This is a genomic window from Kitasatospora sp. NPDC004240 (assembly GCF_053603215.1).
On record NZ_JBSGFD010000135.1, the window covers coordinates 1 to 24,654 of the forward strand.

Sequence of the window (24,654 nt, forward strand, 5' to 3'; positions counted from 1 at the left end):
CGCCGGCCGAGCTGCTGCGCCATCACCGGGCCGCCGGCTCCGCCCACTGGCCCCTGCTGGCCGAGGCCGCCGCCGACGCGGCGCTGCGGGCCGGACGGGCGGCGGAGGCGGTGACGCTCCTGACCGCGGCGGCGGAGCACACCGCCGGCCGGCGGCGGGCCCGGGTGGTGCTGAAGCTGAGCCGGGCCGCACTCACCGGGCTGCCCGATCCGGGGACGGTGGCGCTGCTGCGGTCGGTCCTGGACGGGCCCGCGCCGCCGCCCGCCGTCCGGGGCGAACTCCGGCTCAACACGGGCCTGTTGCTGCGCAACCAGACGGGTGCCGGGGCGGCCGGGCGCAATGAGATCGCGGAGGCGATCGCCGATCTGACCCATGCGCCCGGCCTCGCCACCCGCGCGATGTCGGCGCTGGCGGTACCGGCCGTGGACGGCTGGCCGTTCTCCCGCCACCTGGAGTGGCTGGGCCGGGCGGAGGAGCTGGCCGCCGGGGTGGACGACCCGGTGGTGCGGATCACCCTGCGGACCAACCGGGCCAGCACCCTGATGTTCACCGCGGACCCGCGGGCCTGGCAGGCGGTCCGCGAACTGCCGGCCGAGGCCCGCTCCCCCGCCGAGTGGCAGCACCTGGTCCGGGCACACACCAACCTCGCGCACGCCGCGCTCGGCCTCGGCCATCCGGGGCCGGCCGGACGGTTCCTGGCCCGCGCCGAGGAGTTGCTGCACGGCAGCCAGAGCGCGTACTACGCGGGCCTGGCCCGGACCGCCCGGCTGCTGCTCGACCGGGCCACCGGGCGGTGGGCGGGACTGGACGGACGGGCGGCGGCCGCGGCGGCCGAGTACGCCGACATCCCGGTGCTGGCCGCCGAGGCCACCCTGCTGTGCGGCCTGCAGGCGCTGGCCGCCGGCCGGACCGGAGCGGCGCGTCAACTCCTCGACCGGGCACGGGAGTCGGTACGGCTGGACACCGGGACGGTCACCGCGGGCGCGGCCGGGGCGCTCTGCCGGATCGAGCTCGCGGCCGGCCACCCCGGCCGGGCCTGGGCCCACGCCGGGCCCGCGATCGACACGCTGCGCCGGATCGAGGCCTGGGTCTGGGCGGCGGACGTGCTCCCGGGCGGGGTGCGGGCCCTGCTGCGGCTGGGTGAACGGGCGGCGGCGCGGGCGCTGACGGAGGAGTTCGCGGACGGCGTGGCCGGGCGGGACGCGCCCGCGCCGCGGGCCGCGCTGGCGGCCTGCCGGGCCGCCCTCGCCGAACCCTCCCGGCCCGCCGCGACGGCGGCGGCCGACCTGACGATCGACGAGGCCGCCGCCCGCTGGACGGAGGCGGAACGTGCCTGGGCCGGGGCCGGGCGCCCGTACGAGGCGGCGCGGGCGCGGCTGGCCCGCGGCCGGGTCGCGCTGACCGCCGGACGGCCGGACGGCGGCGAGGACGTGGTGGCGGCGATCGACCGGTTCGCCGGGCTCGGCGCGCACTGGGACCTCGCGGCCGCCCGCCGCGTCCTGAAGGAGGCCGGGATCACCCCGCCCGCCCGGGGCGGACGCCGCAGCTACGGTGACGCCCTGTCACCGAGGGAGCGGGAGGTCGCCGAGCTGGCGGCGCGGGGGCTGGGCAACGCCGAGATCGCCGGGCGGCTGGTGCTGTCCCGGCGGACCGTCGAGCACCACGTGGCCGGCGCGATGCGCAAACTGGCCGTCACCTCCCGCACCGCACTGGCCGGAGCACTCGACGACACCGGCACGGACGGCGGCTGACGGGTTTTCTGGGTGACCCGGGCGGGATCAATGGGTGGTGCCGGGCCTGTTCACCGGTGCCCGCCGGGCCCGAAGCTCTTCCCCGTCGGCAGCCGCCGCGACCGGAACCCGCACCTCCACCCCACCACCCCGGGGTGGCGTGTGCCCGGGGACCTCCGGACGCGTTCCCGGTGCCGTGGCCCGCCCGGGTTCGAGGGCTCGCGGGCCACGCCACCCTGCCGGCGGCCGTGCACGCCTCCCCCACGAGCACCGGGGCGTGCGCGGCCGCGGGGCCGGGATCCGCCGCCCGTCCGAGGAGGACGGGCGCCGGTCCCGCGCACCCCGCGCTCCCCGACAGGGACCGCTGAGGTCCGGACAGCACGCTCCAGGAGACCCCACATGCAACTCCGAGCACGGCTCCACCGGCACACCGCCGCCCGCGCGGCGACCGTCCTGCTCGCCCTCGCGAGCTCCGGGCTGGTCACCACCACCGCGAGCGCCGCCCCCACCCCGAGCGCCCCCGCGGCCGAGGGCGCCATCGTCGGCGCGGACCGCCCCGGCACCATCGCCGGCTCCTACATCGTCACCCTCAAGGACGGCGTCACCGCCGCCGACATACCGGGCCTGGCCCGGACCCTGAGCGGCCGTCACGGCGGCGAGCTCGGGCACGTCTACACCGCCGCGCTGCACGGCTTCTCGGTCCGCCTGCCGGAGGCAGCCGCCCGCCGGCTCGCCGCCGAACCCGGCGTGGCGAGGGTCGAGGCGGACGGCGTCGCCACCATCGCCGGCACCCAGCCCAACCCGCCGTCCTGGGGGCTGGACCGGATCGACCAGACCGCGCTGCCGCTGAACGGCTCGTACACCTACCCCAACACCGGCTCGGGCGTCACCGCGTACATCATCGACACCGGCGTCCGGCTCACCCACCAGGACTTCGGCGGCCGGGCGAGCAGCGGCTACGACTTCGTCGACAACGACTCCGACGCCTCGGACTGCCAGGGCCACGGCACCCACGTGGCCGGCACCGTCGGCGGCTCCTCGTACGGCGTCGCCAAGGCCGCGAAGATCGTCTCGGTACGGGTGCTCGACTGCCAGGGCTCCGCGCCCTGGTCCACCGTCATCAAGGGCATCGACTGGGTCACCGCCAACGCCGTGAAGCCCGCCGTCGCCAACGTCAGCATCGGCGGCGACACCGACCAGTCGGTCAACGACGCGGTCGCCCGCTCGATCGCCGCCGGCGTCACCTACGCGGTCGCCGCGGGCAACAGCAACACCAACGCGTGCACCTCCTCCCCGGCCGCGCTGGGCGCCGCGATCACCGTCGGCGCCACCGACCGCAACGACGCCCGCGCCTCCTACTCCAACTACGGCACCTGCCTGGACCTGTTCGGGCCCGGCTCCGACATCGTCTCCGCCTCCAACAGCGGGAACAGCTCCAGCACGACGATGAGCGGCACCTCCATGGCCACCCCGCACGTCGCCGGCGCCGCCGCGCTGCTGCTGTCCGCCAACCCCGGCTGGACGCCCCAGCAGGTCCGCGACCAGCTGGTCGCGAACACCGTCGCCGGGAAGGTCACCAACCCCGGCAGCGGTTCGCCGAACAAGCTGCTCAACGTGGGCTCCGGCAGCACCCCGCCCACCGGGCCGAAGTTCGAGAACACCGCCGACCACACGATCCGCGACAACGCGACCGTCGACTCCCCGGTCACCGTCAGCGGGGTCAGCGGCAACGCCCCCGCCGCGCTGAGCGTCGGCGTCGACATCCGCCACACCTTCCGCGGTGACCTGCGCGTGCAACTGATCGCCCCGGACGGCAGCGCCTACCTGCTGAAGGACTACAACGCCGACGACAGCGCCGACAACGTCCAGGCCACCTACACCGTCAACGCCTCCTCGGAGGCCGCCAACGGGGTCTGGAAGCTGCGGGTGACGGACAACGCCGCCAACGACACCGGCTACGTCAACAGCTGGTACCTGCAGTTCTGACCCACCCTCCCCGCTCCGCCCTTCCCTGCCGCTCACCGGCCCCCGGCGTCGTCGCGAAGACGCCGGGGGCCGCGGGGCGTTCGGGCGCTTCAGGTGCTCTCAGGCGCGGACGAGCAGCGGCGCCAGCAGCGCCTCGATCAGGGCGTGGCGGCGGGCCGCGTCCCAGGTGGCGTCCTCGACGGCGAGGGCGGTCAGGCCGGAGCCGATCAGGTCGACCGTGTCGGCCAGCAGGGCGCGGCGGGCGGGGTCGGGCTGCGCCTCGGCGGTGTGGCGGGCCACCCGCCCGTCCCAGTAGGCGTTGAACGCGGCGAGTTCACGGCGCAGCACCGCGTCGCGGCGGGCGCCCTCGACGACGCTCAGCCACAGGTCGCGGTCGCCGGCGGGGGCGTCGGCCACGGTGGCGCCGAGGAAGGCGAGGAGCGCGGCGGCGCCCGTCCGGGGGCCGACGGCGGTGGTCACCCGGCCTTCGATGGCGGCGAGTTCGCGGCGGACGGCGGCGGCGACCAGCTCGTCGCGGGAGGCGTAGTAGTGGGTGACGGCGGAGGTGGAGGCGCCGAGGGCGGCGGCGACGGCGCGAACGGTCACCGCGGTGAAGCCGTCCCGGCGGGCGATCGCCACCACGGCGTCGCAGAGGGCTTCGCGGCGGGCGTCGTGGTCGGTCTCGCGGGGCATCCGGCCAGCCTGTCAGCCGTCCGCGCGATCGTGCAACCCGTGTTGCACGACCTCGGGCCCGGCCTCGCCGAGGATCTCGGCGGCGGCCCGTTCGCCGGATTCCAGGGCGCCCTCCAGATAGCCCTGCCAGCTCCGGGCGGTCTCGGTGCCGGCCCGGTGGAGGCCGCCGACGGGTGCGCGGAAGGCCTCGCGGAGCGCGGTGAGGCTGCCCGGCTCCGGGACGCCGCCGTACCCGCCGAGCGCCCAGGGGTCGTCCGCCCAGACCTTCTCCCACCAGCTGCGCGGCGCGGCCGCCCGCGGTCCGAACAGCCGGACCAGGGCCTCGGTCACCCGGGCGCGGCGGCCGGCGGGGCCGAGCGCGGCCAGGGCGTCGGCGTCCCGGCCGGCGGCGAGGACGCAGAGGTGGCCGGGGCCGTCCGGCGGGGAGACGTCGGCGACCACGCCCGCCGGGCCCTCGGGCAGCAGCGCCGCGCCGGACAGGCCGTCCTCGCGCCAGAACGGGCGGTCGTAAACGGCGATCAGCTTGACCACCCGGCCCATCGGCGCCCGCAGCAGGGCCTCGGCGTGGGCGGCGGGGAGCCCGGGTTCGTACCGGATGCGGGCGGCGAGCGGCGGCGGGACGGCGATCACCACGTGTGCGGCCCGGACGGTCAGCCCGTCGGCGGTGACCGCGTACCCGGCGCCGCTCGCGGTGACGGCCCGGACCGGGGCGGTGAGCCGCACGTCGAGGTCCTCGGCCAGTCGCGTGGCGAGGCGGTCGGCGCCGTCGGCGAAGAGGTCCTGCTGGGCGCCGCCGTCGAAGCCGAGGGCGGAGCGCAGCCCGCCCGCCGAGGCGAGTCCGGCGACCAGGGCCAGGACGGAGACCCGGTCGAGGTCGACGCAGAGCGTCTCGCTCAGGACGGCCCGCGCCCAGCCGCGGGCCCGCCCGGTCCGCACGTGCCGGCGCAGCCAGGCGTCGACGGTGAGGGTGTCGAGCTCGGCCGCCCGGGGCGCGGTCCAGGGGCGGGCGGGGTCGACGCCGCGCCCGTCCCGGGCGAGCCGGGCCAGGGCGGGCAGCAGCGCCGCCGCGTCCGGGAGCAGCCGCAGGGCGGTGGCCGGGCCGAGGCGGTGGACGGCTCCGCGCTCGGCCAGCAGGGTGGCGCCGGCGGTGGGCGAGGCGTGGCGCCGCAGGCCGTACTCCTCGGCGAGCGCGGCCACGCGGTGCTGTCCGGGGCCGGTCCACTGGCCGCCGAGGTCGAGCGGGCACTGTTCGGCGCGTACGGTCCGCGCGCGGCCGCCGACCCGGTCGCGGGCCTCCAGCACCAGCACCCGGGCGCCGGCGCGGTGGAGCGTACGGGCGGCGGCGAGCCCCGCGTAGCCGGCTCCGACGATGACGGCGTCCCAGTGCGCCACGGCACCCTCCCCGGTATGCAACAGCTGTTTCACAACAACTGTTGCACACCGGGGGGCCGGGCGCCAACCGGCGTCCGGGCGGGCTCAGCCGGACGCGCGGTGCAGGGTGAGCGCGGCGTTGTTGCCGCCGAAGCCGAAGCTGGTGAGCAGGGCGTCCCGGGCGTCCGGCACCGCGAGCGACTCGGTGGGCAGCCGCAGGTGGGCGGCCGGTTCCGGATCGGTGAGGCCGGGGGTGGGCGGGACGACGCCGTGACGCAGGGCCAGCGCGGCCGCAGCGATGGCGGGGAAGCACGAGGCGTGCAGCAGGTGGCCGACCGCGCCCTTGTGCGAACCGACCGGCAGGCCCTCGGCCCCGAGGTCGGCGGCCAGCGCGTCCAGCACCCTCAGCTCGGCGGCGTCGCCCTGGAGGGTGCCGGTGGCATGGGCGTGCACATAGTCCAGGCGGTCGACCCCGGCGTCCGCGCAGGCCTGCCGGACGCAGTCGGCCACCACCCGGTCGTCCGAGGCGGCGGGGCTGCTGCCGCCCACCCGGCAGACGGCGGAGCCGAGCAGCAGATCGGCCGGCCGGCCGCGCTCCCGGGCCGAGCGACGGTCCTCCAGCACCACCGCGCCGGCGCCCTCGCCGATGGTGATCCCGGCGCCGGCCCGGTCGAACGGACGGGCCGGGCCCGGGCTGACCACCCGCACCACCTTCATGCTGGCGTACTCCAGCGGGTTGAGCGCGCAGGCCCCGAGCACCACGGCCGTCCGCACCGCCCCGGCCAGCAGCGCCTCCCGGGCGAGCGCCACGCCGAACGCGGCGGAGGCGCAGGCGTGCGAGAGGTAGAACGGCGCCCCGCCGAACAGCGGCACGCTCTCCGCGGCGCGCAGCCGGGGGCCGGTGAGCTCGGCCGACTCCGCAGGGGCCCCGGCGCCCACCTCGGGGGCCTGGCCGACCAGCACCACCAGGGCGCCCGGGGGCAGCCCGGTCAGCCCCGCGGAGGCCAGCGCCTCGGCGAGCGCGGCCTCCAGCAGCAGCTGCTTGCGGGTGCCGCCGGGCCAGGTGCCGTGCAGCGGGACCTCGCCGACCGGCTCACCGCCGTACCAGGGCGAGGCGAACCGCTCGGCCGGGCGCAGCGCGGACCGCCCGGAGAGCAGGCCGCGCCAGTACGGGTCCACGCCCGCGCCGTAGGCGGTCACCAGGCCGAGCCCGGTCAGGGCGATCTGCGGGGCGGGGGCGCTCACCGGGGCTCCTCGGGGTCGGGGTTCGGCACGGCGGCCGGGGCCGGACCGCGGGCCCCGGCGAGGGCCAGCAGCACGCCGGGCGGCCGCTTCCGGGGGTCCGCGGCGTCTTTGGCCTGCGGCGGGCTCCCCGCATCCTTGGCCCGCGGCGGACGCAGCGCGGCCACCGCCAGCCACTCGGGTGCGGGTACGTCCTCGGCCCGGGGCCCGGCGGCCGTCACCAGCTCGGCCACCAGCACCGGGCCACCGCCGCCCACGAAGCCCGCGGCCAGCAGCGCCTGCCGGCCGGCCTCGCCGGGCGCCGCCAGCAGGTAGAGCGCCCCGCTCCAGCCCAGCTCCTCGCCGAGCCCGCGGACCAGCTCGCTGGTCTCCAGGGCCACCGAGTCGGACGGGCGGAGCCGGCGGGCGGTGTCCGTCCAGCGGCGCCCGTAGTGGGTGGCCGCGCGGACGCAGGGCTCGTCGGCGGCCAGCACCACCGGGACGCGCTCGCGCTCCCCGGCGGGCAGCCGCTCCAGGGCGGCGCCGAGCACGGCCCGCAGCAGCGGGCCCGGGCCGGCCACGGCCTCGGGCGGCCCGGTCAGCCGGGCCCCGCAGCCGGCGAGCCAGTCCGCCAGCTCCGTACTGCTGCCGCCGGCCGTCACGGCCACGCCGGCCTCCTCACCGGCGGGTCCGCTCACGCCGCCACCGCCGGGCTGTCGTAGCCGATCGGCACCAGCTCGCACACCGGGCCGAGCAGCCGCCCGAACAGGTTGCGCGAGCCGGCCAGGTACAGCCGGTCGACGGCGGCCGCCCGCAGGCCGCGCACGGTGGTGTCGATGTCCACCGGCTCGACCCAGCCGTCGAGCAGGAAGGTCCGCAGCTCCTCGGGCTCGCGCAGCAGGGTGCCGTCGATGTCCGAGAGCACCGGCAGCCGGGCCCGGTGGAACGGGGTCACCCGGTAGACGTCCCGCTCCAGTTCGGCGCGCAGCGGGGCGAGCATCCGGCAGTGCTGGGGGCGGTTCATGGTGTGGAAGCCGCGCCCGCCGAGCGCGCGCATCTCCTCCTGGAACAGCGCCAGGGTGCCGGGCGCGGCCGAGACCGCGTGGATGTCCGGGCCGAGGTGGGCGGAGACCTCGATCCAGTGCCCGGCCGCGGCCAGCCGGGCGGCCAGCTCCCCGACCTGCCCGGCCGTCAGGCCGATCAGGAACAGGCAGGCGCCGGGCTCGGGCCGCTCGGCGAGGTAGCGGGCCTGGATCCGGGCGCTGCGGACGACCAGCACCAGCGCGTCGGCGAAGTCCAGCCCGCCGGAGCGCACCACGGCGGGCAGCCCGCCGAAGCTGACGCCGGTGCACAGGGCGGGGGCCGGGTCCAGCCACTCCTCGGCGCTGTCCGCGAGGGCGAGCGCCGAGGTCAGGCAGGCCGCGTCGATGGTCTCCCAGTCCGCCTCGCCGGCGTCCCGCAGGGCCTCGGCCAGCGGGTGGCCGAGGACCTCCGAGGCCCGGTCGAAGCGGCGGCGGGCGGGCGCGCTGTGCGCCAGCAGCCGGTCGACGTCGTCCGCCCCGAGCGGCACCAGCCCGGGGAAGAACAGCCCGGCGGTCATGAGACCGCCCCGGCCACCACCGGTCCGCCGGCGAGCACCTGGTCCGGCCCGACGGTGTCGAAGCGGACGGCGAGCGACTCCAGCGAGCGGTGCAGGAACCGGCCGGGCCCGGGCACCACCAGCGCGCCCACCCCGAGCGACGCCAGCCGGTACAGCGAGTCGGCCCAGCGCACCGGCCGGGTGTACTGCCCGACGAGGGCGGCGCCGATCGCGGCCGCGCCGGTGAGCGGCTCCGCGATGAGGTTGCAGATCAGCGGGACGGTCGGGTCGGCCAGGCCGTCCCGGTAGCGCCAGCGGGCGGCGAACTCCTCCTGCACCCCGGCGAGCAGGTCGCAGTGCGCGGGCGGCCCGTACGGGATGGGCAGGCCCAACGCGCCCAGGCCGAGGGCCCGTTCGGCGAGCCGGCCGAGCGCGGCGGTGCCGCCGCTGACGATCATCTGGTCGTCGGCGACGTACGCGCAGGGGCGCAGCGGTGCCTCCGGTTCGTCCAGCTCCGTCATCAGGGCCGTGAGCTCGACCGGGTCGGCGTTGTGGAAGAAGGAGACGCCGAACGGGCGGCCGCCGTACGCCTCCTCCTCGACGCTCGCCATGGTGTGGCACATCCGGACGGCGTCCTCGAAGGACATGCAGCCGGCCAGGTGCGCGGCGGTGATCTGGCCGAGGCTCAGGCCCGCCAGGTAGGCCGGCCGGGGCCGGCCGTCCATGGCGCGGTGGTAGAGCGCCACGCTCAGCGCGACCACGACCGGGCGGGCCACCACACCGCGGTTGACCTCCTCGTCGGTGCCGTCGAGCAGCGCCCCGGCGAGGTCGTGGCCGACCAGCTCGGAGGCCAGCGCGAGGCGTTCGCGTACCTCGGGGACCGTCTCGTACAGCTCGCGGTGCTCGCCCGGGTTGATCCGGGACTGCGGGTCGAGCAGGACGGCGGTGGCGGTGCGCGGGCCGTCGGCGGGCCGCGGGCGCAGGTCCGCCGGGGTCAGCCCCCGGGTGAACGGCGGGATGTTCGGCCTCACTCGGGGCTCCCTTGCTGGGCGGCGGCCGCGGCGGCCCCGGGCCCGGTGGTCGGCGCGTGCGGCGCCAGGGTGAGGCCGCCGTCGACCACGAGGGTCTGGCCGGTGATGTAGCCCGCGCGGTCCGAGGCCAGGAAGTGGACGGCGTCGGCCACCTCCTGGGCGCGGGCCAGCCGGCGCAGCGGGATGCGCTGCTCCAGGCCGGCCCGGACGGCCGGGTCGACGTCCTGGATCATGCCGTCGCCGCCGGTGTAGCCGGGGGCGACCGCGTTGACCCGCAGCCCGTACGGGGCGTACTCGACCGCGAGGGAGCGGGTCATCCCGAGGAGCCCCGCCTTGGCGGCCGAGTAGGCGCTGAGGCCCGCGATACCCGTGACGGCGGAGATGGAGGCGACGTTGACCACGCTGCCCCGGCCGGCCAGCAGCATGTGCATGGCCGCGGCGCGGACGCAGTGGAACGCACCGATCAGGGAGACCTGGACGGTCGCCGCCCAGTCCTCGGCGGGGCTGGTGGGCAGGGCGAGGCCGGCGGTGCCGGCGGCGGCGTTGTTCACCAGGACGTCGATCCCGCCGTGGGCCCGGGCGACGGCGTCGACCGCGCCCTGCACCTGGGCCGCGTCGGCGAGGTCGAGGCGGCAGACGTCGGTCTCGGCGCCGGTGTCCGCGGCGATCTTGGCGGCGGTGTCGGCCGCGCCCTCGGCGTTGCGGTGGTAGCCGACCACGACCACCGTGCCCGGCTCGCCGAAGGCCGCGCAGACGGCCCGGCCGATGCCGCCGGAGCCGCCGGTGACCAGCACCGTCCTGGGGTGCGGCTGGCGTGCGGTCACGCGCGGTCCACCAGTTCGGCGCGCATGCGGTCCCAGTGCCCGCGCAGGTGGGCGCGGAACTCGGCGCGGCCGGCGGCGCGTTCGGCGGCCGGGATCATGTCGAACACCGGGTGGGCGCCCGGCTTGGCGGCTGCGGCGTAGTACTCGTCGCGCAGCAGCGAGGCGATCACGGCGTCGTGGTACTCGCCGTCGAGGAAGAAGTAGTCGCGCAGCACGCCCTCGATCACCACCTCGCTCTTGATCAGGAAGTTGATGACCCGCCGGTTGTAGGTGCCGGTCATGAACTGCACCCGGTGGGCGTTCTTGGCGTGGAAGAGGTAGTCGAGCAGCAGCATGCTGGCCTCGGCGCCGCAGCCGCTGTCCCACAGCCGGGAGTCGCCGATCATGCCGCCGATCTCGTAGCTGCCGTCGTGCTTGAGGCGGTGCCACTGCACGTAGCCGACCTTCTCGCCGTCCAGGGTCTCCACCATGGCGCCGGTGGACCGGCTGAGCGAGGACCTGATCTGGGCGCTGGAGTAGAACTCGGACTCGCCGCCGGCGCCGAGCGCGCCCTCGGGCGAGGGCCGCAGCCAGGCGGCCACCAGTGTGAAGTCCTCTTCCTCGGCCGGGACCAGGCGGGTCAGAAATCCCTGCATCGGTACTGCTCCTTGCTGTTCGGGACCTGCTGTTTCGGGACGTGCGGTCATCGGGGCCGCCGGGTGGACACGGCTGTACGGGCCGTCGTCCGGGCGGATCGTGCGGGCCTCGCCGCGGAGCGGGCCGTTACGCCGGGTTGGCGGTGACGGGGTTCAGGAACCCGGCGATCGAGCGGACGCTGCGGAAGGTGCCCGGGGCGAGCCCGCCGATGTCGAAGGCCTGGCGCTCGCGCAGGGCGGCGATCAGCTTGAGGGAGTCGATGGAGTCCAGGCCGAAGCGGGACTCCGGGCCCCACAGCGGCTCCTCGGGGTCGATCTCCCCGGCGGGCGTCTCGAAGCCGAAGGTGTCGGCGACGAACTGCTTGATGTCGTCCTCGGTCATGTCGGTTCCTGTCTCTCGGGAGGTACGGGAGGTACGGGACGGACGGTCGGCCGGCGGGACGCCGCCGGGGCGTCGGCCGGCCGGGATCAGGGGGTGGTGGCGGCGCGGTGACCGGGATCGGGGCGCCGCGGGCCCTGGCGCAGGCAGAGCGAGCCCCACAGGAACCCGGCGCCGATCGCGGACACCACCAGCAGGTCGCCGGGGGCGACCCGGCCGTCGCGCAGCGCCAGGTCCAGCACGGTGAAGACGGTGGCCGCACCGGTGTTGCCCAGGGTCTCCACCGTGGTGGGCGCACGGTCGGCGGGCACCCCGAGGGCGGTGGTGACCTCGCGGACGATGTTCAGGTTGGCCTGGTGCAGGAAGAAGTGGTCGACCTCCTCCACGCCGTGGCCGGCCCGGGCGACCGCCGCGCGGATGCTGTCCGGCAGCCGGCCGGTGGCCGTCCGCCACACCTCGCGGCCGTCCATCTTCAGGTAGTGGCCGCGGTCGGCGAGGGTCTGCGGCCCGGCCGGACGGCGGGTGCCGCCGGCGGGCACCTCCACGCCGAAGGACAGGTCGGAGCCGGTGTCCCAGGAGAGCAGCCCGCAGCCGGGGGCGGTGCGGCCGAGCACGACCGCGCCGGCCGCGTCGCCGAAGAACACCCGGGTGGAGCGGTCCTCGGGGTCGGTCACCCGGGAGAGGCATTCGGCGCCGATCACCAGCACGGACCGGAAGCCCTCGCCCTGGAGCAGGTGGGCGGCGGTCAGGATGCCGTACACCCCGCCCGCGCAGGCCGCCTGGTTGAGGTCCAGGGGCAGCGCGCGGTGCGCGCCGATCGCCTCCTTGACCATCAGCGCGGTGGAGGGCAGCGGCTGGTCGTGGGTGAAGGTGGCGACCAGGATCGCGTCGATCTCCGCCGCCGGCGTCCGGGCGTCGGCGAGCGCCGCCCGCGCGGCGGCCACGCACATGTCGGAGGTGTTGAGCCCGGGCTCCAGGTAGCGGCGTTCGCGGATGCCGGTGCGGGAGCGGATCCAGGCGTCGGAGGTGTCGAAGGCCCGCTCCATGTCGGCGTTGGTCACCACGGTCCCGGGCACGTACACGCCGCTGCCGAGGATGCCCACGGGCACCCGCAGCGCGTCGGGGCCGGTCCGGCCGGGCAGTCCCAGCGGGTCCGCGGGCGGCGCGGGATCGGCCTGCGGCGGCGCGGGGCGCGGCACCGGCGCGGCCGGGGCGTGGCGTACGGTCTGGATCGTCACGGGGTGGGCCTCTGCTTTCTCACGGGTCGCCGTCATCGCCGCTGTCCGGCCTGGCCGGCGGGCGGCTCACCGACCGGATCGGGCACGGCGGCGGAATCGGCTGCGGCAGCTGACGCGGGGAGGTCGGCGGGCGCGGGCGCGGGCGCCAGCACGTCCGGCGGCAGCGGCGGCAGGTCGCCCAGGCGCACCGCCACCTCGACCACCGCCGGGCGGCCCTTGGCGCAGTGCCGCCAGGCCTCGGCGAGGGCGGCGTCGAGTTCCTCCGGTCGCTCGGCGCGGATCCGGAACGGCCCCTCACCGCCCGGCTCCGCCACCGGACGGCCGGGCGCGGTGAAGCGGAAGCGCGAGCCGCCGGGGTTGCGGGTGTCCAGGGCGTGCTGCAGCCAGCCGTACCCGCCGTTGTCGAGCACCACGTAGAGCACGGGCGCCCCGGCCTCGGCGGCGCTCAGCAGGTCCGGGCCGAGCGATCCGAACGCGCCGTCGCCGACCAGCGCGGCCACCGGCCTTCCGGGGAGGGCGAGTTGGACGCCGATCGCGGCGGCCGCGCCGAAGCCCAGGCTGGTCTGCTCACTGGGCACCACCGACCCGCCGGGTGCGGCACAGGACCAGTGCGGCCAGCAGTACGACCACATGTCGGCCAGCCCGTTCTCCTGGACCAGCACCCGGTCGGCGGGCAGCGTACGGTCGAGCGCGGCGAGCACCTGGACCACGGCCGGCCCCTCCGGCCCCGCCGCCGCGCGGGCCTCGGCGAGCTCCCGGGCGTCGAGCAGCGCACGCCCGCGCAGGCCGGCGATCCGCTCCTGCCAGGCGGCGTTCGCCCGGCCCTCGCCCGCGCCGGCACCGGTGCCCGCGCCGACGAGCCAGTCGGCCACGGCCGCCCCGGCGTCGCCCAGCAGCAGCGGGCCCGGCCGCTCCACCGCGAAGTCCGCGGCCTCGGTGTTCACCTGGACCACCCGGGTGCCCTCGGCGAGGTGCTCCCAGCCGTGCACGGCGGTCTCCTCCAGCCGGCTGCCGAGCGCCACCACCAGATCGGCCTCCCGCCACAGCGGGGCGAGGGCCTGCGGCGCGTAGAGGCCGGCCAGCCCGCAGAACAGCGGGTGCGCCTCGTCCACGGTGCCGCGGCCGGAGGCCGTCACGGCGACGGCCGCGCCCAGTGCCTCGGCGAGCCGCTCGACCCGGCGGTCGGCGTTGCGTCCGCGCATGCCGCCGCCGACCAGCAGGACGGGACGCCGGGCCGCGTCCAGCAGTCCGGCGGCGTCCCGGGCGGCCTCGCCGGCCGCGGGCCGGGGCGGCTCGGCGGCGGTGCGCCACTCGCCGCGGCGCGGCACCGGCTCGCCGGCCATGTGGTCGGGCAGCTCCAGGTAGACCGGGCCGGGGGCGCCGGAGGCGGCGACCAGCCAGGCCCGTTCCAGCGCGCCGGGCAGCCGGGCGGCCGACTCCACCCGCTGGGCGTGCTTCACCAGCGGCCGCACCAGCGGGAGTTGGTCGAGCTCCTGGAAGGCGCCGGTGCCCATCCGGTCGCCGGCGGTGCCGGAGGCGAGCAGCACCACCGGGGCCCGCCCGGCGGCCGCCTCGACCAGCCCGGGCAGCGCGCTGGCCAGCGCCGGGCCCCGGCCGACCACGCAGACCGCGGGACGGCCGGTGGCCAGGGCGTGGCCGGCGGCCATGAACACCGCGTTGCGCTGGCCGCGGCAGAGCACCGCCCGGACCGGGCTGTCCTCCAGGGCGTCGAGCAGCCCGAGGTCGTCGTCCGGCAGGCCGAACACCGTGTCCACGCCCTGCGCCCGCAGGAAGTCCACCACCGCGTGCCAGGCGGTGGGCAGGTCGCCGCCGCTGCCGGCGGCGGCCGGGTTCACCGCTCCCATCGCTGCGCCACCGCCTTGGAGAGCAGGACCGGCTCGATGTGCGTACGGCCGCGGTGGGCCGTGTAGTTGGCCTTGCGGCCGTAGCCGCCGAACGGCCGGTTGCCGTCGTCCACCGACTCCAGGGTGGATTCGAAGGTGACCGTGCAGCGCCGGCGCAGCACCTCCAGCAGCGGCTCCGGCAGGGTGCCGTACACGCTGGCGCCGAGAGCCTGCTCGGCGTACGGCGCGGTGGCCAGCAGGGTGCGCAGCGGGGCCGGGTCGGACCAGCCGACGACGTTGAACACCGGGGCGAAGAACTCGGTCAGCGGCGGCTGTTCGCCGAGCCGGCTGACCACCACGGTGGGCTGTACGGTGCGGGTGCGGGCGTCCAGGGCGCCGCCGTGGCGGATCCGCTCGCCGTGCCGGCTGAGGAAACTCACGGCGCCGTCCCAGGCGCTCTCGTAGTACAGCGGCCCGTAGTCGGCCCCGGGGTCGGTGCGCGGCCCCGCCTTGAGGGTGTCCAGGCGCCGGGCGAGCAGGTCGAGGAAGGGCGTCAGCAGGTCCTCGTGGACGAACAGGGCGTCCGGGCCCAGGCAGTCCTGGCCGGAGTTGAGCAGGCGGATGCCCACCACGTCCTCCACGGCCCGCTCGATGTCGGCGTCGGGGCCGAGCAGGATCGGGTTGGCACCCTGGCCGAGGAAGACGAACATCGGGTCGGGGCCCAGCTGTTCGCGGATGTTCTGGGCGTTCTCGGCCCGGCCGGTGAAGACCACCAGGTCGGCGCGGGCGGCGCTGTCCTCGGTGAACGCGCGCTGGCTGACGTCGGCGAGGTGCACGGGCAGGCCGTGCGCGGGCGCGAGCATCCGGTGCAGCGCCACGGTGGCCCGGCGGACCTGGCTGGACGGGCGGAACGCCGCCTCGCGCACGAACAGCGCGGGCGTCAGCAGGTACAGCACGTACGAGTAGAGCAGCACGTTGGACGGCATGTAGACCGCCGAGCGGTCGAGCACCCGCGGCGACCAGTGGGCGACCTCGGCGGCGGCCCCGCGCAGGGTGGCGGCGGCCGCGTCGATCTCGTACTCGGCGGCGCGGTGGGTGCTCACCTCGGTGAGCAGGTCGAGGACCTCACCGCGCCGGTCGTGGAGCAGCGCGTGGACGGCTTCGAGGCCGGCCAGGCGGTCCGCCAGCGGGACGCCGGGGGCGGCGTCGGAGGTGTCCGTGGCGTCCCGGACGTCCCGGGCCGTGGTCGCCGCGGTGTCCGGGAGCTGCGCGGAGGGGGCGAAGGGGGCGGAGGGGGAGGGCAGTGGGCTCACGAGGGTTCTCCGTCACTGCGCCGGACGCCCAGGCGTTCGGCGGCCGTCGCGGTCAGTCGGACGCGGTCGACCTTGCCGGTGCGGGTGAGCGGGAATCGCTCGACCACCTCGACGAGGTTGGGCCGTTCGTAGGGGGCGAGGAGGTCGTCGAAGCGGGCCCGCCAGTGGCGGGCGTCCCGCAGCGCCGGGTCCTCCACGAAGAAGACGACCCGGCAGCCCCGGCGCTCGTCCTCGACGGCGACCACCGCGACCGGCCGGCCGCACCGCTCGGCCTGCCGGCGCAGGCTCTCGGGGTAGAGGGTGTATCCCATCCGGTGCACGGCCTGGTTGCGGCCGATCACCTGGAGGCTGCCGTCGGGGTCGATCCGGCCGAGGTCGCCGGTGCGGAACCAGCCCGGCTCGACGGGCCGCAGCCCGCCCTCGTCGGTGAGGTAACCGGACATCAGCCCCGGCGAGTCGACGAGCACCTCGCCGACGCCGTCCACCGGCCGGTCGATCCGCAGCCGGACGCCCTCCAGCGGCTGCCCGCACTCCCGCGGCCGCTCGGGCACCGCGAGGGCCACGTTGCCGAGCTCGGACAGGCCGTAGCCGTCCAGCAGCGGCAGGCCCACCGCGGCCCGGAACCGCTCGGCGAGCGGCGCCGGCAGCGGGGCGCCGCCGACGCACCACATCCGTACGGTCGCCACCGGGCCCAGCAGCGCCGGCCGGCGCTCGAAGACCTGGAGCAGCGCGTGGTACGTGGGCGGCGCGGCGTCCACCACGGTCACGCCGTACCGGCCGATCAGCCCGGCCACCGTGGTCAGCCGGTGGTACGGGGCGATCAGCAGGGAGCCCCGGGTCTGCCACCAGAGCAGCACCAGCGACATGCCGTACTGGTGGGAGAAGGGCAGCAGCGGGAGCAGGACGTCGTCGCGGCGGTAGCGCATGGCCCGCTGGGTGGCCTCGGTGTTCACCAGCATGGCCGCGCCGGAGCGGACGATGCCCTTGGGCCGCCCGGTGGAGCCGGAGGACCACAGCACCAGGCCGTCGCGCCGGGCCCGCCAGCGCTCGAAGCTCACCGGGTCGGGGGCCGCCGCGGTGTCCGGGCCGGCCGTGACCGGGTGGGGCGTGACCGGGTGGGGCGTGACCGGGTGGGCCGCTCCCGGGCCGGCCGCTCCCGGGAACGCCGGGCGGCAGGAGGCCGTGAGGTCGATCACCCGGCCGGCGGGCAGCGCCCCGGTGAGCGCGGCGCCCATCGGGGTCGCCGGGTCGCCGGTGTCGGTGACCGCCCAGCGCACCCGCGCCCGGATCAGCGTCTGCAGCGCCTGCTCGGGCGTCTGCTGGTGGTCGGCCAGCACGATCGAGGCGTCCAGCGCGACCAGGGCCAGCAGCGCGGCGGCGAACTCGGCGGAGTTGGCGGCGAGCAGCACCACCCGGTCGCCGGGGCGCACCCCTCGGCGCAGCAGTTCGTCGCGGCAGCGGATCACCAGCGGCTCGGCGTCGGCGGCGCGCAGCAGGGTCGCGCCCTCGGCGTCGGTCACGGGTAGGGCCACGGGGGCGGCGGGCGCGGCGGTGACCGCGGGGGCCTGCGGCGTGGGGGGTTCGGTGGTGGTGGTCATCGGACCTCCTCGACGGCGGTCTCGGCGGCGCGGGCGGCGCCCGCACCGGGCTCGGCGGTCTCCTCCTCGGCCGCGCGCACGGGCTCGGCCGCGCGTGCGGGCTTCGGCGGGGCGGCCTTGCGGACGGGCTTGCGGGCCGTGGCACGGGTGGCGGTACGGGCGCCCTTCCGGGCGACCTTGCGCCCGGCGGCGCGGGGGGCGGACTGCCCGGGGGGTTCGGGCTTCTCGGAGGGTTCGGACTTCTCCGCGGCAGTGGGCTCCTCGGCAGCGGGCTCCTCCGGGGCTGCGGGCTCCTCGGCAGCGGGCTCCTCCGGGGCTGCGGCCTCCGCGGTGGCTGCGGGCTCCTCGGCGACAGGCTCCGTGACGGGTTCCGCGATGACGGCGGGGGCCTCGTCCCCGGTGGGCTCCTCGACGGCGGCCGGCTCCTCCCCCGCGGCGGGCTCCCCCGCCTCCGCCCCGCCGGCCGGCGCGCGGGTCTCGTCGAGGCGGCGCAGCGAGGGGAGCGCCAATGACACTGCCGCGATGGCGAGTTCGAGCCCGGCGATGACCAGGATCGAGAACCGCAGCCCGACCGCGCCCAGCGCCGCGGAGGCCGCGACGGTACCGAGGGCGACGGCGGCGAGGCCGAGCGCGTTCTGCGCGGAGAAGACCCGGCCGCGTTCCTCCTCGGCGGTGCGCTCCTGGTAGACGGTGGCCATCAGCGGGCCGATCGGCGCGAGCGACAGGCCGGAGAGCACCAGGATCGCCAGGGTGGCGACGGTGCCGGGCATGGTGGCCAGCAGCAGCGTGGAGAGGCCGCCGCCGAGGTAGCCCAGCAGGTAGCAGGCCCGGCGGGGCAGCCGGGGGCCGTACACCCCGAAGCCGATGGCGCCGATCAGGGCGCCGCCGCCGAGCGCGGCCATCATCGCCGCGTAGGCGCCGGCGCTCTCGGAGACCTCGGCGGCGTAGGCGATCAGCACCACGGTGTAGAGGCTGCCGGCGAGGGCGTTGGCGGCGGCGGCGGTCAGGCCGACGGTCCGCAGGACCGGGTCGCCGGTGATGGTGCGGACGCCGTCGGTCAGTTCGCCCAGGTAGCCGCCGCGTTCGGTGGCCGCCGCCTGCGGCTCGGGCCGCCGGCCGAGCGCCCTGAGTGCGGCGAGGAGCACCAGCGCGGCGAGGGCGCAGGCGGCCGCGTCGGCCCAGAGCACGGCCTCGGCGCTGGTCAGGGCGATGGCGGCGCCGGCGAGCACCGGCACGATCAGCAGGGTGAGCCGGTCGATCGCGGCGAACACGGAGTTGGCCGATTCGAGCGGCATCCGGGCGCGCTCGGCGGCCCGGGGGATCAGGGTGCGGACGGCGACCTCGGCGGCCGAGTCGCAGCCGCTGGCGATGAAGGCGAGCAGCAGGACGTGCCAGAGCCGCAGGGTGCCGGTGACGTAGAGCGCGGGGATGAGCGCCATGGCGGCGCCCGCGGTCAGCAGGCCGAGCACCGCGGCGCGGCCGTTGCCGACGCGGTCCAGCAGCGGGCCGCTGAGGAAGGCCACCAGGGCCATGCCGAAGCTGGAGAAGGTCACCACGGCGCCGGCGCTGCCGACGCTGCCGCTGGTGTGCCACACGGCCCAGGGCACGGCGACGGCGGACAGCATGCGTCCGCTGCCGGAGACCAGGGCGGCCGCCCAGATCGCGTACAGGGCGCCGCGGTCGGGCCGGCCTGCCGGGTTCTCGGCCTCGGCCGCCGGTTCGGACTGGACCACCGTCACTCCCTCGCTTCGGGTCTGGGGTTCGGCCTGGGGTTCGGCCTGCGGATGCGTTCGGCCTGCGGATGGGGTGCTCGGGGCCCGTGCCCATCACGGCTCCCCGGGCGGCGGGCCGACGGATCCGCGGGATCCTCGGAGCGGCACGCGGGCACGCGGACACACAGGCGCGCAGGCACACGGAGATACGGGAACGCCGGCACGGCGGCGGGGCCGGGAAGGAAGGGGCGCGGGACGGACGCCGTACGGGATGCCGTACGCGCGGGGCCGCGCTCCGGGGGCCACTGCTCCGGCCACCGCACACGCGGGCGGCGGCCGGAGGGGCTGCCGGCGGCCGGACGAACCGGCCCGCCCGGCGCGCGCCGTACCGGCCGGAGCCGGTACGGCGACGCGGTCCTCAGGTGGCGTGGACACCGGGGGCGGTGGGCACGCCCACCGGGATCACTTGGGGTTGACGATGATCACGCCGAGGTTCTGCTCCATGATGGTCTCCTCCTCCCTGTGGTCTCGGGCGTTCCGGCCGCGCGGCCCGGACCGGTGGTCCGGCTGCGCGGCGCGGAGCACCGCTCACACTGCCTGATGCCTCGTCATGTCTCGTAAGAGATAGGGCATCCAACGGCAGGGACGATCAGGTGTTGATGACGATGATGCCGAGCTCCTGACCCATGGCTGTCCCCTCCCTCCTCGGTGTCGTCCGTCCCGGTCCGCAGCCACGGGAACACCGTGAACGTCGGCCGGCCCCGTCGCCGCCGGGCTGCCGCCCGGTGCGCCGCGACTACTTGTTGATGATGATCACGCCGAGGTTCTGGTCCATGGAGATTCCCTCCTCCCCGGTGCTCCGCCCCCTGGCCTCCGTACCGGCCGCCGGGGGGCTGCGGACGTAACGGAGTCTGTCCGACCCCCGAGACGGCGGTCATCAGCAGAACTACGCAACTGTGTGCGGCGGTCCCGCGGCGGCCCCGTCCGCAGAAGTACGCAGCGCCGGGAGATCGTTCCTACGTACGGAGTTACGGCGGTGCCGGCCCCGGCCGGCCGGGGCCGGGGGGATCAGCGGGCCCTGGCGGGGTCCTTCTTGGGCCAGATCAGGTAGGTGAGCGCGATGATGCCGTGCAGGGTGGCGACCCGCAGGGCGGTGAACTGCCACTCGCGCAGCGGCGCCGAGGCGTCGCCGCCGCCCACGTAGAGGGCGGCGAGTTCCAGCAGGACGGCGGCCACCGCGGCGGCGAGCAGGGTGCGCAGCCAGACCAGGCCCTCGTGGCGGGCCCGCGGGCGGCCGTAGCGGGGCGGTTTGACCGGGGCCGGCCCGCCGCCGAGGCGGTGGGCGGCGTGGGCGTCGAGCCAGGCGATGGTGTGGCGCCCGTACCCGACGGTGAAGCCGAGGTAGAGGGCGGCCAGGCCGTGTTCCCAGCTCGGCTCGGCGCCGCCCCGCAGGTCGACCGTGGTGGCGACCAGCAGCACGATCTCCAGGACCGGTTCGCACAGCAGCAGTGCGGCGCCGGTGCGCCGCAGCCCGAGCAGGTAGCGTGCGGCGAGGCCGGCCGCGAGGAAGACCCAGAACGAGACCTCGCAGACGATGATCAGGGTGACGATCAACACTCACTCCCCTCCGCCGGTCGGCCGGGGTCCCGGCCGCGCGGCATCCCTGAGCCTTCATCAAAGCACTACAAATATCGAACAGTTCAGCAAGTTCTCGCACATCTGGCAGTACAGTTCACTCATTGCTCTCCGCTCTCCGGAAACACCAGACGTCAACACGCGGGACGCGCCCAGCCATGGGAGTGAAACCCACCGACTGGCATGGACGCGTCAAATGCGTCAAGGAGGGGTGTTCATGCTCTCTGCGGAATCACAGGAGACCGAAGACCTGTTGGTCGGAAGGGACACCGAGACCGCCCGGCTCGCCGCGGTGGTCTCGGCAATGGAATACAAACAGCGCGCGGTGGTGGAAATCGCCGGGGATCCCGGTATTGGCAAGACGCGGCTGATGACAATACTCTCGGAACTCGCCCGCCGACGTGGCGCGGGCATCGCGCGTGCGCATGCCGTGCGCGGCAACACCACGCCGTATCAAGTGTTTCACGAGGCTTTCGGGGACGATACCGGCCCTTTGCCCGACACCCTCGACGAGGACGACCTGTTCGCCGCGATCCGCGCCCGGCTCTCCCGCTGGGCGGCGGTCGACGGCGGAGGCGTCCTGCTGCTCGACGACGTCCACCACTGTGACGAACCGTCAGCCCGCTTACTGGCCAGGCTGATCCGCACACCGGCCCCCGGCCCGCTGGTCCTCGCCCTCGCGCACAGCCCCCGCCGCACCGGCTCGGTCCTGCTGGAGGCGCTCGACCACGGCACCCGCACCGGGACCGTCGTACGGATCGAGCCCAAACCGCTGTCCACCGAGGCCGTCGCCGCCCTGCTGGAACGCTGGCAGGGGCCGGAGCCCGGCCGGACGCCCGGCCTGCGCGGCTGCCTCAGCCTGCGCGAGGAGGACCTCTCTCCCCCGCCGGGACCTCTCCCCGACCCGGACCCCGAGGCGCACGCCTTCGCCGAACGGTTCCGGGAGGCCTCCGCCGGCAACCCCCGCCACCTGCGCATCCTCACGGCCGCCGGCTGGCACCCCGACCTGTGGCCCGACCGGCCCGGCACCGACCCGGGCGGCCTGCTGCGCGAGGCCGCCCCGGTGGCCGCGGAGCTCGACGCGCTCACCGACGAGGCCCGCCGGGCGGTCGGCGCCATCGCCGCCCTCGGCGACCCGTTCCGGGCCGACGACGCCGCCGAGGTGACCGGACTGCGGCTGGAGCAGGTCCTCGACGTCCTCGCCGACCTGGTGAGGGCCGACGTGGTCCGCCCGGCCGGGCCCGGCGGACGGTTCGCCTTCCGCCACCCGCTGCTGCGCCACGTCGCCCACGAACGGGCCAACGTGGCGGTCCTGCTGACCGCCCACCGGCGGGCGCTGGAGCTGCTGCTGCGCCGCGGCGCCTCCGCGACCGAACTCGCCCGGCACGCCGAGCACGTGGTCGGCACCGACGGCGCCATCGCGGTCGAACTGCTCGCCCGCGGCGCCGCCGAGATCCTCCCGGACGCTCCCGCGACCGCCGTCCGCTGGCTGCACCTGGCCCTGGAGGCCATGCCCAGCGGCGACCGGCCGACGCCCGAGCGCGCCGTGCTGATGCTGGAGTACTCCCGGGCGCTGATCGCCGCCGGGCGCTTCAAGGAGGCCCGGGCCGCCGCCCACGAGGTGCTGCGCGACGACAGCCGGCTGACCGCGGAGCTGCGGCTGCGCGCCTGCACCACCCGGGTCGCCGCCGAACGCCAACTCGGCCGCTACGACGAGGCCGAGGCGGTGGCCCGGGCCGCCCTGACGGCCCTGCCGGAGCCACTGCCCGCGGGGCCGGTCGGCCTGGTCTTCGAGTACGGGCTGCTGCACCTGCTGCGCGGCACCTACCACCAGGCCCGGGCGCTGGTCCGCGAGGCCGTCCGCGCCTCGGCCGGCCCGGGCCACACCCCGGCCGCCGACCCCTCCGTCCGCCCGGCCGGACCGGCGGCCGGCGGCGGACCCGGGGGCGTGAGCGGTTCCAGAGCCGGCGGCGGCGAGGCCGACCTGGAGGCGACCACCGCGATCCGGGTGCTCGCCGCCTTCGGCGACAGCTACCTCGGCGACACCTGCGCCGCCGTCCCCGCGCTCACCGCGTGCGTCCGCCTGGTCGACGGGCTGCCGGACCCCTCGGTGGCGCGCACCCCGGAGCTGCTCACCATGCTCGGCTGGACCGAGCTGTTCCTGGAACGCCTGCCCGACGCCTCCCGCCACCTGCGCCGCTCGCTGGCGCTGGCCCAGGGCGGCGGCCCGCAGCAGATGGTCCCGCACGCCCTGCTCGCCCTCTCCTACATCGACCAGGAGGCCGGCCGGCTCGCCCGCTCCGAGCAGTGGGCGCTGGAGGCGGAGCGGGCCGCCCGGACCACCGGCGCCCGCGACTGGGTCAGCGTCTGCTCGGCCACCCGGGTCGGCGCGCTGATCTGGTCCCGCGGCCGGGACGAGGCGGCCGACGTCGTCGCCCTCGCCGAGGAGAGCGTGCGCACCACCCGGGCGGACAACAGCTGGTGGACGGGCTCCGCGGCCATGCAGCTGGCCCAGGCCCAGCTGCTCGGCGGGGACGCCTCCGGCTGCATGGACACCCTGCTGGAGGCCGGCGGCGGCGCACACCTGCCGCTGTTCCAGCCCGGCTTCCGGCCGATGCTGCTGGCCATGCTGGCCACCGCCGCACTGCGCTGCGACCACCCCGACGCGGCCCGCCGCTGGGTCGAGGAGGCCGACGACGCCGCCGACCGGATGGGCCTCGCCGTCCAACGGGCCCACGCCGACCGGGCGCTGGCCGTCCTGCACGCGGCCGACGAGCGCCACGACGTCGCCGCCAAGCTGTACGACCGGGCCGCGCTCGGCTTCCGGCGGGCCGGCCGTCCCGTCCAGCACGCCTGGACCCTCATCCTGGGGACCCCCTCGGCGGAGACCACCCTCGGCCGGGCAGCGGCCGACGGTTGGCTGGAGTCCGCCGAGCACCTGGGCCGCCTCCACGGGGCCGTACGGATCCAGGAGGAGGCCGCCGAGCTGCGCCGGAGCCTGGACGGCACCCGGTGCGCGGAGGACGGCGGCCGGCGTTCGGTCATCGCGCTGCGCCCGGACGTCACCGCGGTGACCGCCCAACTCACCACCCGGGAGCGGCAGATCGCCGAGCTCGCCACGGCCGGCCTGCGCAGCCGGGCGATCGCGGACGAGCTGTTCCTGAGCACCCGGACGGTGGACACCCACCTCGCCCGGGTCTACCGCAAGCTCAACGTGCCCTCGCGCACCGCGCTGACCCGCCTGCTCCTGGGGGTCGACGACGCCGAGTCCGCCTGACCCGGCGCGCGCCTCCCGCGCTCCGGCGGCACGCCGGGCCGGGAGGCGCGGGCCTCGGTGTGCCGGGGCCTCAGGAGCGCGGGAAGGCGCGCTTGACCGTGCCCTTGGTGTCGGCGGAGAGGTAGCCGCCGCCGTACGCGTCGGAGAGGTACACCCGGATGGTGGGCGTCCCGTCCATGATGTCCGGACCGATGATCAGGTAGCGGCTGGTCGGGTTGGGCACGTTCAGGGTGGCCTGGGCCTTCTGCAGCAGCGCCGGGATGACGTCCCAGTCGAAGGCGCCCAGGTCGCAGGTCTTCTGCTGGGAGGTCATCGTGCCGCCGGCGGTCTTCGTCAGCTTGGCGTCGCGGTAGCTGAACCGGTCGTACTGCCGGGAGCCCGCCGCGACGGGCGCCTCGGCGCTCGCGTAGGTCGGGTAGACGGTCAGCCCCATGATCTTGTTGTCGGCCAGCTGGGGGCGCAGCGCGTCGACCACCGTCCGCACGCCGGCCGGGGTGATCAGGTCGACCTGTCCGGCGGGCGCAACGGCCTCACCACCTCCGCCATCGGCCTCGGCTGCATGGGCATGTCAGACCTCTACGGCCCCGCCGACGAGACCGAGAGCACCGC

Annotated in this window: 20 protein-coding genes; 3 read left to right on the plus strand and 17 right to left on the minus strand. The window is 76.6% G+C overall.

Features of this window, described 5'->3' with window-relative positions:
* Both ACWEQL_RS29345 and ACWEQL_RS29350 read left to right on the plus strand, forming a co-directional pair.
* The coding region (locus ACWEQL_RS29345) for a LuxR C-terminal-related transcriptional regulator (protein WP_452153357.1) at positions 1-1,751 on the plus strand (1,751 nt) is incomplete at its 5' end.
* A gap of 378 nt (positions 1,752-2,129) precedes the next feature.
* A complete protein-coding gene (locus tag ACWEQL_RS29350; RefSeq protein ID WP_452153358.1) occupies positions 2,130-3,716 on the plus strand; it encodes a S8 family serine peptidase in 1,587 nt (528 codons plus the stop codon).
* 99 nt (positions 3,717-3,815) lie between these two features.
* Here ACWEQL_RS29350 and ACWEQL_RS29355 read toward each other — a convergent pair whose 3' ends face one another.
* From ACWEQL_RS29355 to ACWEQL_RS29430, 16 genes are all read right to left on the minus strand, one after another.
* On the minus strand, positions 3,816-4,388 hold the full coding sequence (locus ACWEQL_RS29355) for a TetR family transcriptional regulator (RefSeq protein WP_452153359.1): 573 nt from the start codon (positions 4,386-4,388) through the stop codon (positions 3,816-3,818).
* A gap of 12 nt (positions 4,389-4,400) precedes the next feature.
* Complete coding sequence (locus ACWEQL_RS29360; RefSeq protein ID WP_452153360.1) at positions 4,401-5,780, minus strand: flavin monoamine oxidase family protein; 1,380 nt, start codon at positions 5,778-5,780, stop codon at positions 4,401-4,403.
* A gap of 84 nt (positions 5,781-5,864) precedes the next feature.
* The gene (locus ACWEQL_RS29365) at positions 5,865-7,004 is read right to left on the minus strand and encodes a beta-ketoacyl synthase N-terminal-like domain-containing protein (protein ID WP_452153361.1); all 1,140 of its coding nucleotides are present in this window, start codon (positions 7,002-7,004) and stop codon (positions 5,865-5,867) included.
* Positions 7,001-7,678, minus strand: coding sequence for a hypothetical protein (locus tag ACWEQL_RS29370; RefSeq protein ID WP_452153362.1), 678 nt, complete (start codon positions 7,676-7,678; stop codon positions 7,001-7,003). Before ACWEQL_RS29370 ends, ACWEQL_RS29365 begins: the two co-directional genes overlap by 4 nt.
* On the minus strand, positions 7,675-8,580 hold the full coding sequence (locus ACWEQL_RS29375) for an ACP S-malonyltransferase (RefSeq protein WP_452153363.1): 906 nt from the start codon (positions 8,578-8,580) through the stop codon (positions 7,675-7,677). The genes ACWEQL_RS29370 and ACWEQL_RS29375 overlap by 4 nt, the downstream gene beginning before the upstream one ends.
* Positions 8,577-9,590, minus strand: coding sequence for an ACP S-malonyltransferase (locus ACWEQL_RS29380; protein WP_452153364.1), 1,014 nt, complete (start codon positions 9,588-9,590; stop codon positions 8,577-8,579). The genes ACWEQL_RS29375 and ACWEQL_RS29380 overlap by 4 nt, the downstream gene beginning before the upstream one ends.
* Positions 9,587-10,414, minus strand: a complete 828-nt coding sequence (locus ACWEQL_RS29385; RefSeq protein ID WP_452153365.1) for an SDR family NAD(P)-dependent oxidoreductase — start codon at positions 10,412-10,414, stop codon at positions 9,587-9,589. Before ACWEQL_RS29385 ends, ACWEQL_RS29380 begins: the two co-directional genes overlap by 4 nt.
* Positions 10,411-11,049 (minus strand): GNAT family N-acetyltransferase, encoded by a 639-nt coding sequence (locus ACWEQL_RS29390; protein ID WP_452153366.1) that lies wholly within the window; start codon positions 11,047-11,049, stop codon positions 10,411-10,413. Before ACWEQL_RS29390 ends, ACWEQL_RS29385 begins: the two co-directional genes overlap by 4 nt.
* 127 nt (positions 11,050-11,176) lie before the next feature.
* A complete protein-coding gene (locus ACWEQL_RS29395; RefSeq protein ID WP_452153367.1) occupies positions 11,177-11,431 on the minus strand; it encodes an acyl carrier protein in 255 nt (84 codons plus the stop codon).
* An 86-nt stretch (positions 11,432-11,517) separates the two neighbouring features.
* Complete coding sequence (locus ACWEQL_RS29400; RefSeq protein WP_452153368.1) at positions 11,518-12,666, minus strand: 3-oxoacyl-ACP synthase III family protein; 1,149 nt, start codon at positions 12,664-12,666, stop codon at positions 11,518-11,520.
* Between the two features lie 32 nt (positions 12,667-12,698).
* Positions 12,699-14,531, minus strand: coding sequence for a thiamine pyrophosphate-binding protein (locus tag ACWEQL_RS29405; protein WP_452153369.1), 1,833 nt, complete (start codon positions 14,529-14,531; stop codon positions 12,699-12,701).
* Positions 14,519-15,823 (minus strand): aldehyde dehydrogenase family protein, encoded by a 1,305-nt coding sequence (locus tag ACWEQL_RS29410; protein WP_452153370.1) that lies wholly within the window; start codon positions 15,821-15,823, stop codon positions 14,519-14,521. Before ACWEQL_RS29410 ends, ACWEQL_RS29405 begins: the two co-directional genes overlap by 13 nt.
* Entirely contained in the window at positions 15,820-17,421 is a 1,602-nt protein-coding gene (locus ACWEQL_RS29415) for a class I adenylate-forming enzyme family protein (RefSeq protein ID WP_452153371.1), read from the minus strand. Before ACWEQL_RS29415 ends, ACWEQL_RS29410 begins: the two co-directional genes overlap by 4 nt.
* Positions 17,418-19,154, minus strand: coding sequence for an MFS transporter (locus ACWEQL_RS29420; RefSeq protein WP_452153372.1), 1,737 nt, complete (start codon positions 19,152-19,154; stop codon positions 17,418-17,420). Before ACWEQL_RS29420 ends, ACWEQL_RS29415 begins: the two co-directional genes overlap by 4 nt.
* Positions 19,155-19,595: 441 nt before the next feature.
* Entirely contained in the window at positions 19,596-19,718 is a 123-nt protein-coding gene (locus ACWEQL_RS29425; RefSeq protein WP_452153373.1) for a hypothetical protein, read from the minus strand.
* A gap of 483 nt (positions 19,719-20,201) precedes the next feature.
* Positions 20,202-20,747, minus strand: coding sequence for a hypothetical protein (locus ACWEQL_RS29430; RefSeq protein ID WP_452153374.1), 546 nt, complete (start codon positions 20,745-20,747; stop codon positions 20,202-20,204).
* 238 nt (positions 20,748-20,985) lie between these two features.
* Between ACWEQL_RS29430 and ACWEQL_RS29435 the strand changes: the two genes are divergently transcribed.
* On the plus strand, positions 20,986-24,045 hold the full coding sequence (locus ACWEQL_RS29435) for a LuxR C-terminal-related transcriptional regulator (RefSeq protein ID WP_452153375.1): 3,060 nt from the start codon (positions 20,986-20,988) through the stop codon (positions 24,043-24,045).
* 70 nt (positions 24,046-24,115) lie between these two features.
* On the opposite strand, the gene ACWEQL_RS29440 is transcribed toward ACWEQL_RS29435, so the two are convergent.
* Positions 24,116-24,529 (minus strand): hypothetical protein, encoded by a 414-nt coding sequence (locus ACWEQL_RS29440; protein ID WP_452153376.1) that lies wholly within the window; start codon positions 24,527-24,529, stop codon positions 24,116-24,118.
* Positions 24,530-24,654: the final 125 nt, after the last annotated feature.

Excerpts from the sequence above, each read along its gene's own strand:
- ACWEQL_RS29405 (WP_452153369.1), bottom strand. The coding sequence starts at position 14,531 with ATGGGAGCGGTGAACCCGGCCGCCGCCGGCAGCGGCGGCGACCTGCCC.
- ACWEQL_RS29390 (WP_452153366.1), bottom strand. The coding sequence starts at position 11,049 with ATGCAGGGATTTCTGACCCGCCTGGTCCCGGCCGAGGAAGAGGACTTC.
- ACWEQL_RS29350 (WP_452153358.1), top strand. The coding sequence starts at position 2,130 with ATGCAACTCCGAGCACGGCTCCACCGGCACACCGCCGCCCGCGCGGCG.
- ACWEQL_RS29395 (WP_452153367.1), bottom strand. The coding sequence starts at position 11,431 with ATGACCGAGGACGACATCAAGCAGTTCGTCGCCGACACCTTCGGCTTC.
- ACWEQL_RS29415 (WP_452153371.1), bottom strand. The coding sequence starts at position 17,421 with ATGACCACCACCACCGAACCCCCCACGCCGCAGGCCCCCGCGGTCACC.
- ACWEQL_RS29375 (WP_452153363.1), bottom strand. The coding sequence starts at position 8,580 with ATGACCGCCGGGCTGTTCTTCCCCGGGCTGGTGCCGCTCGGGGCGGAC.
- ACWEQL_RS29435 (WP_452153375.1), top strand. The coding sequence starts at position 20,986 with ATGCTCTCTGCGGAATCACAGGAGACCGAAGACCTGTTGGTCGGAAGG.
- ACWEQL_RS29355 (WP_452153359.1), bottom strand. The coding sequence starts at position 4,388 with ATGCCCCGCGAGACCGACCACGACGCCCGCCGCGAAGCCCTCTGCGAC.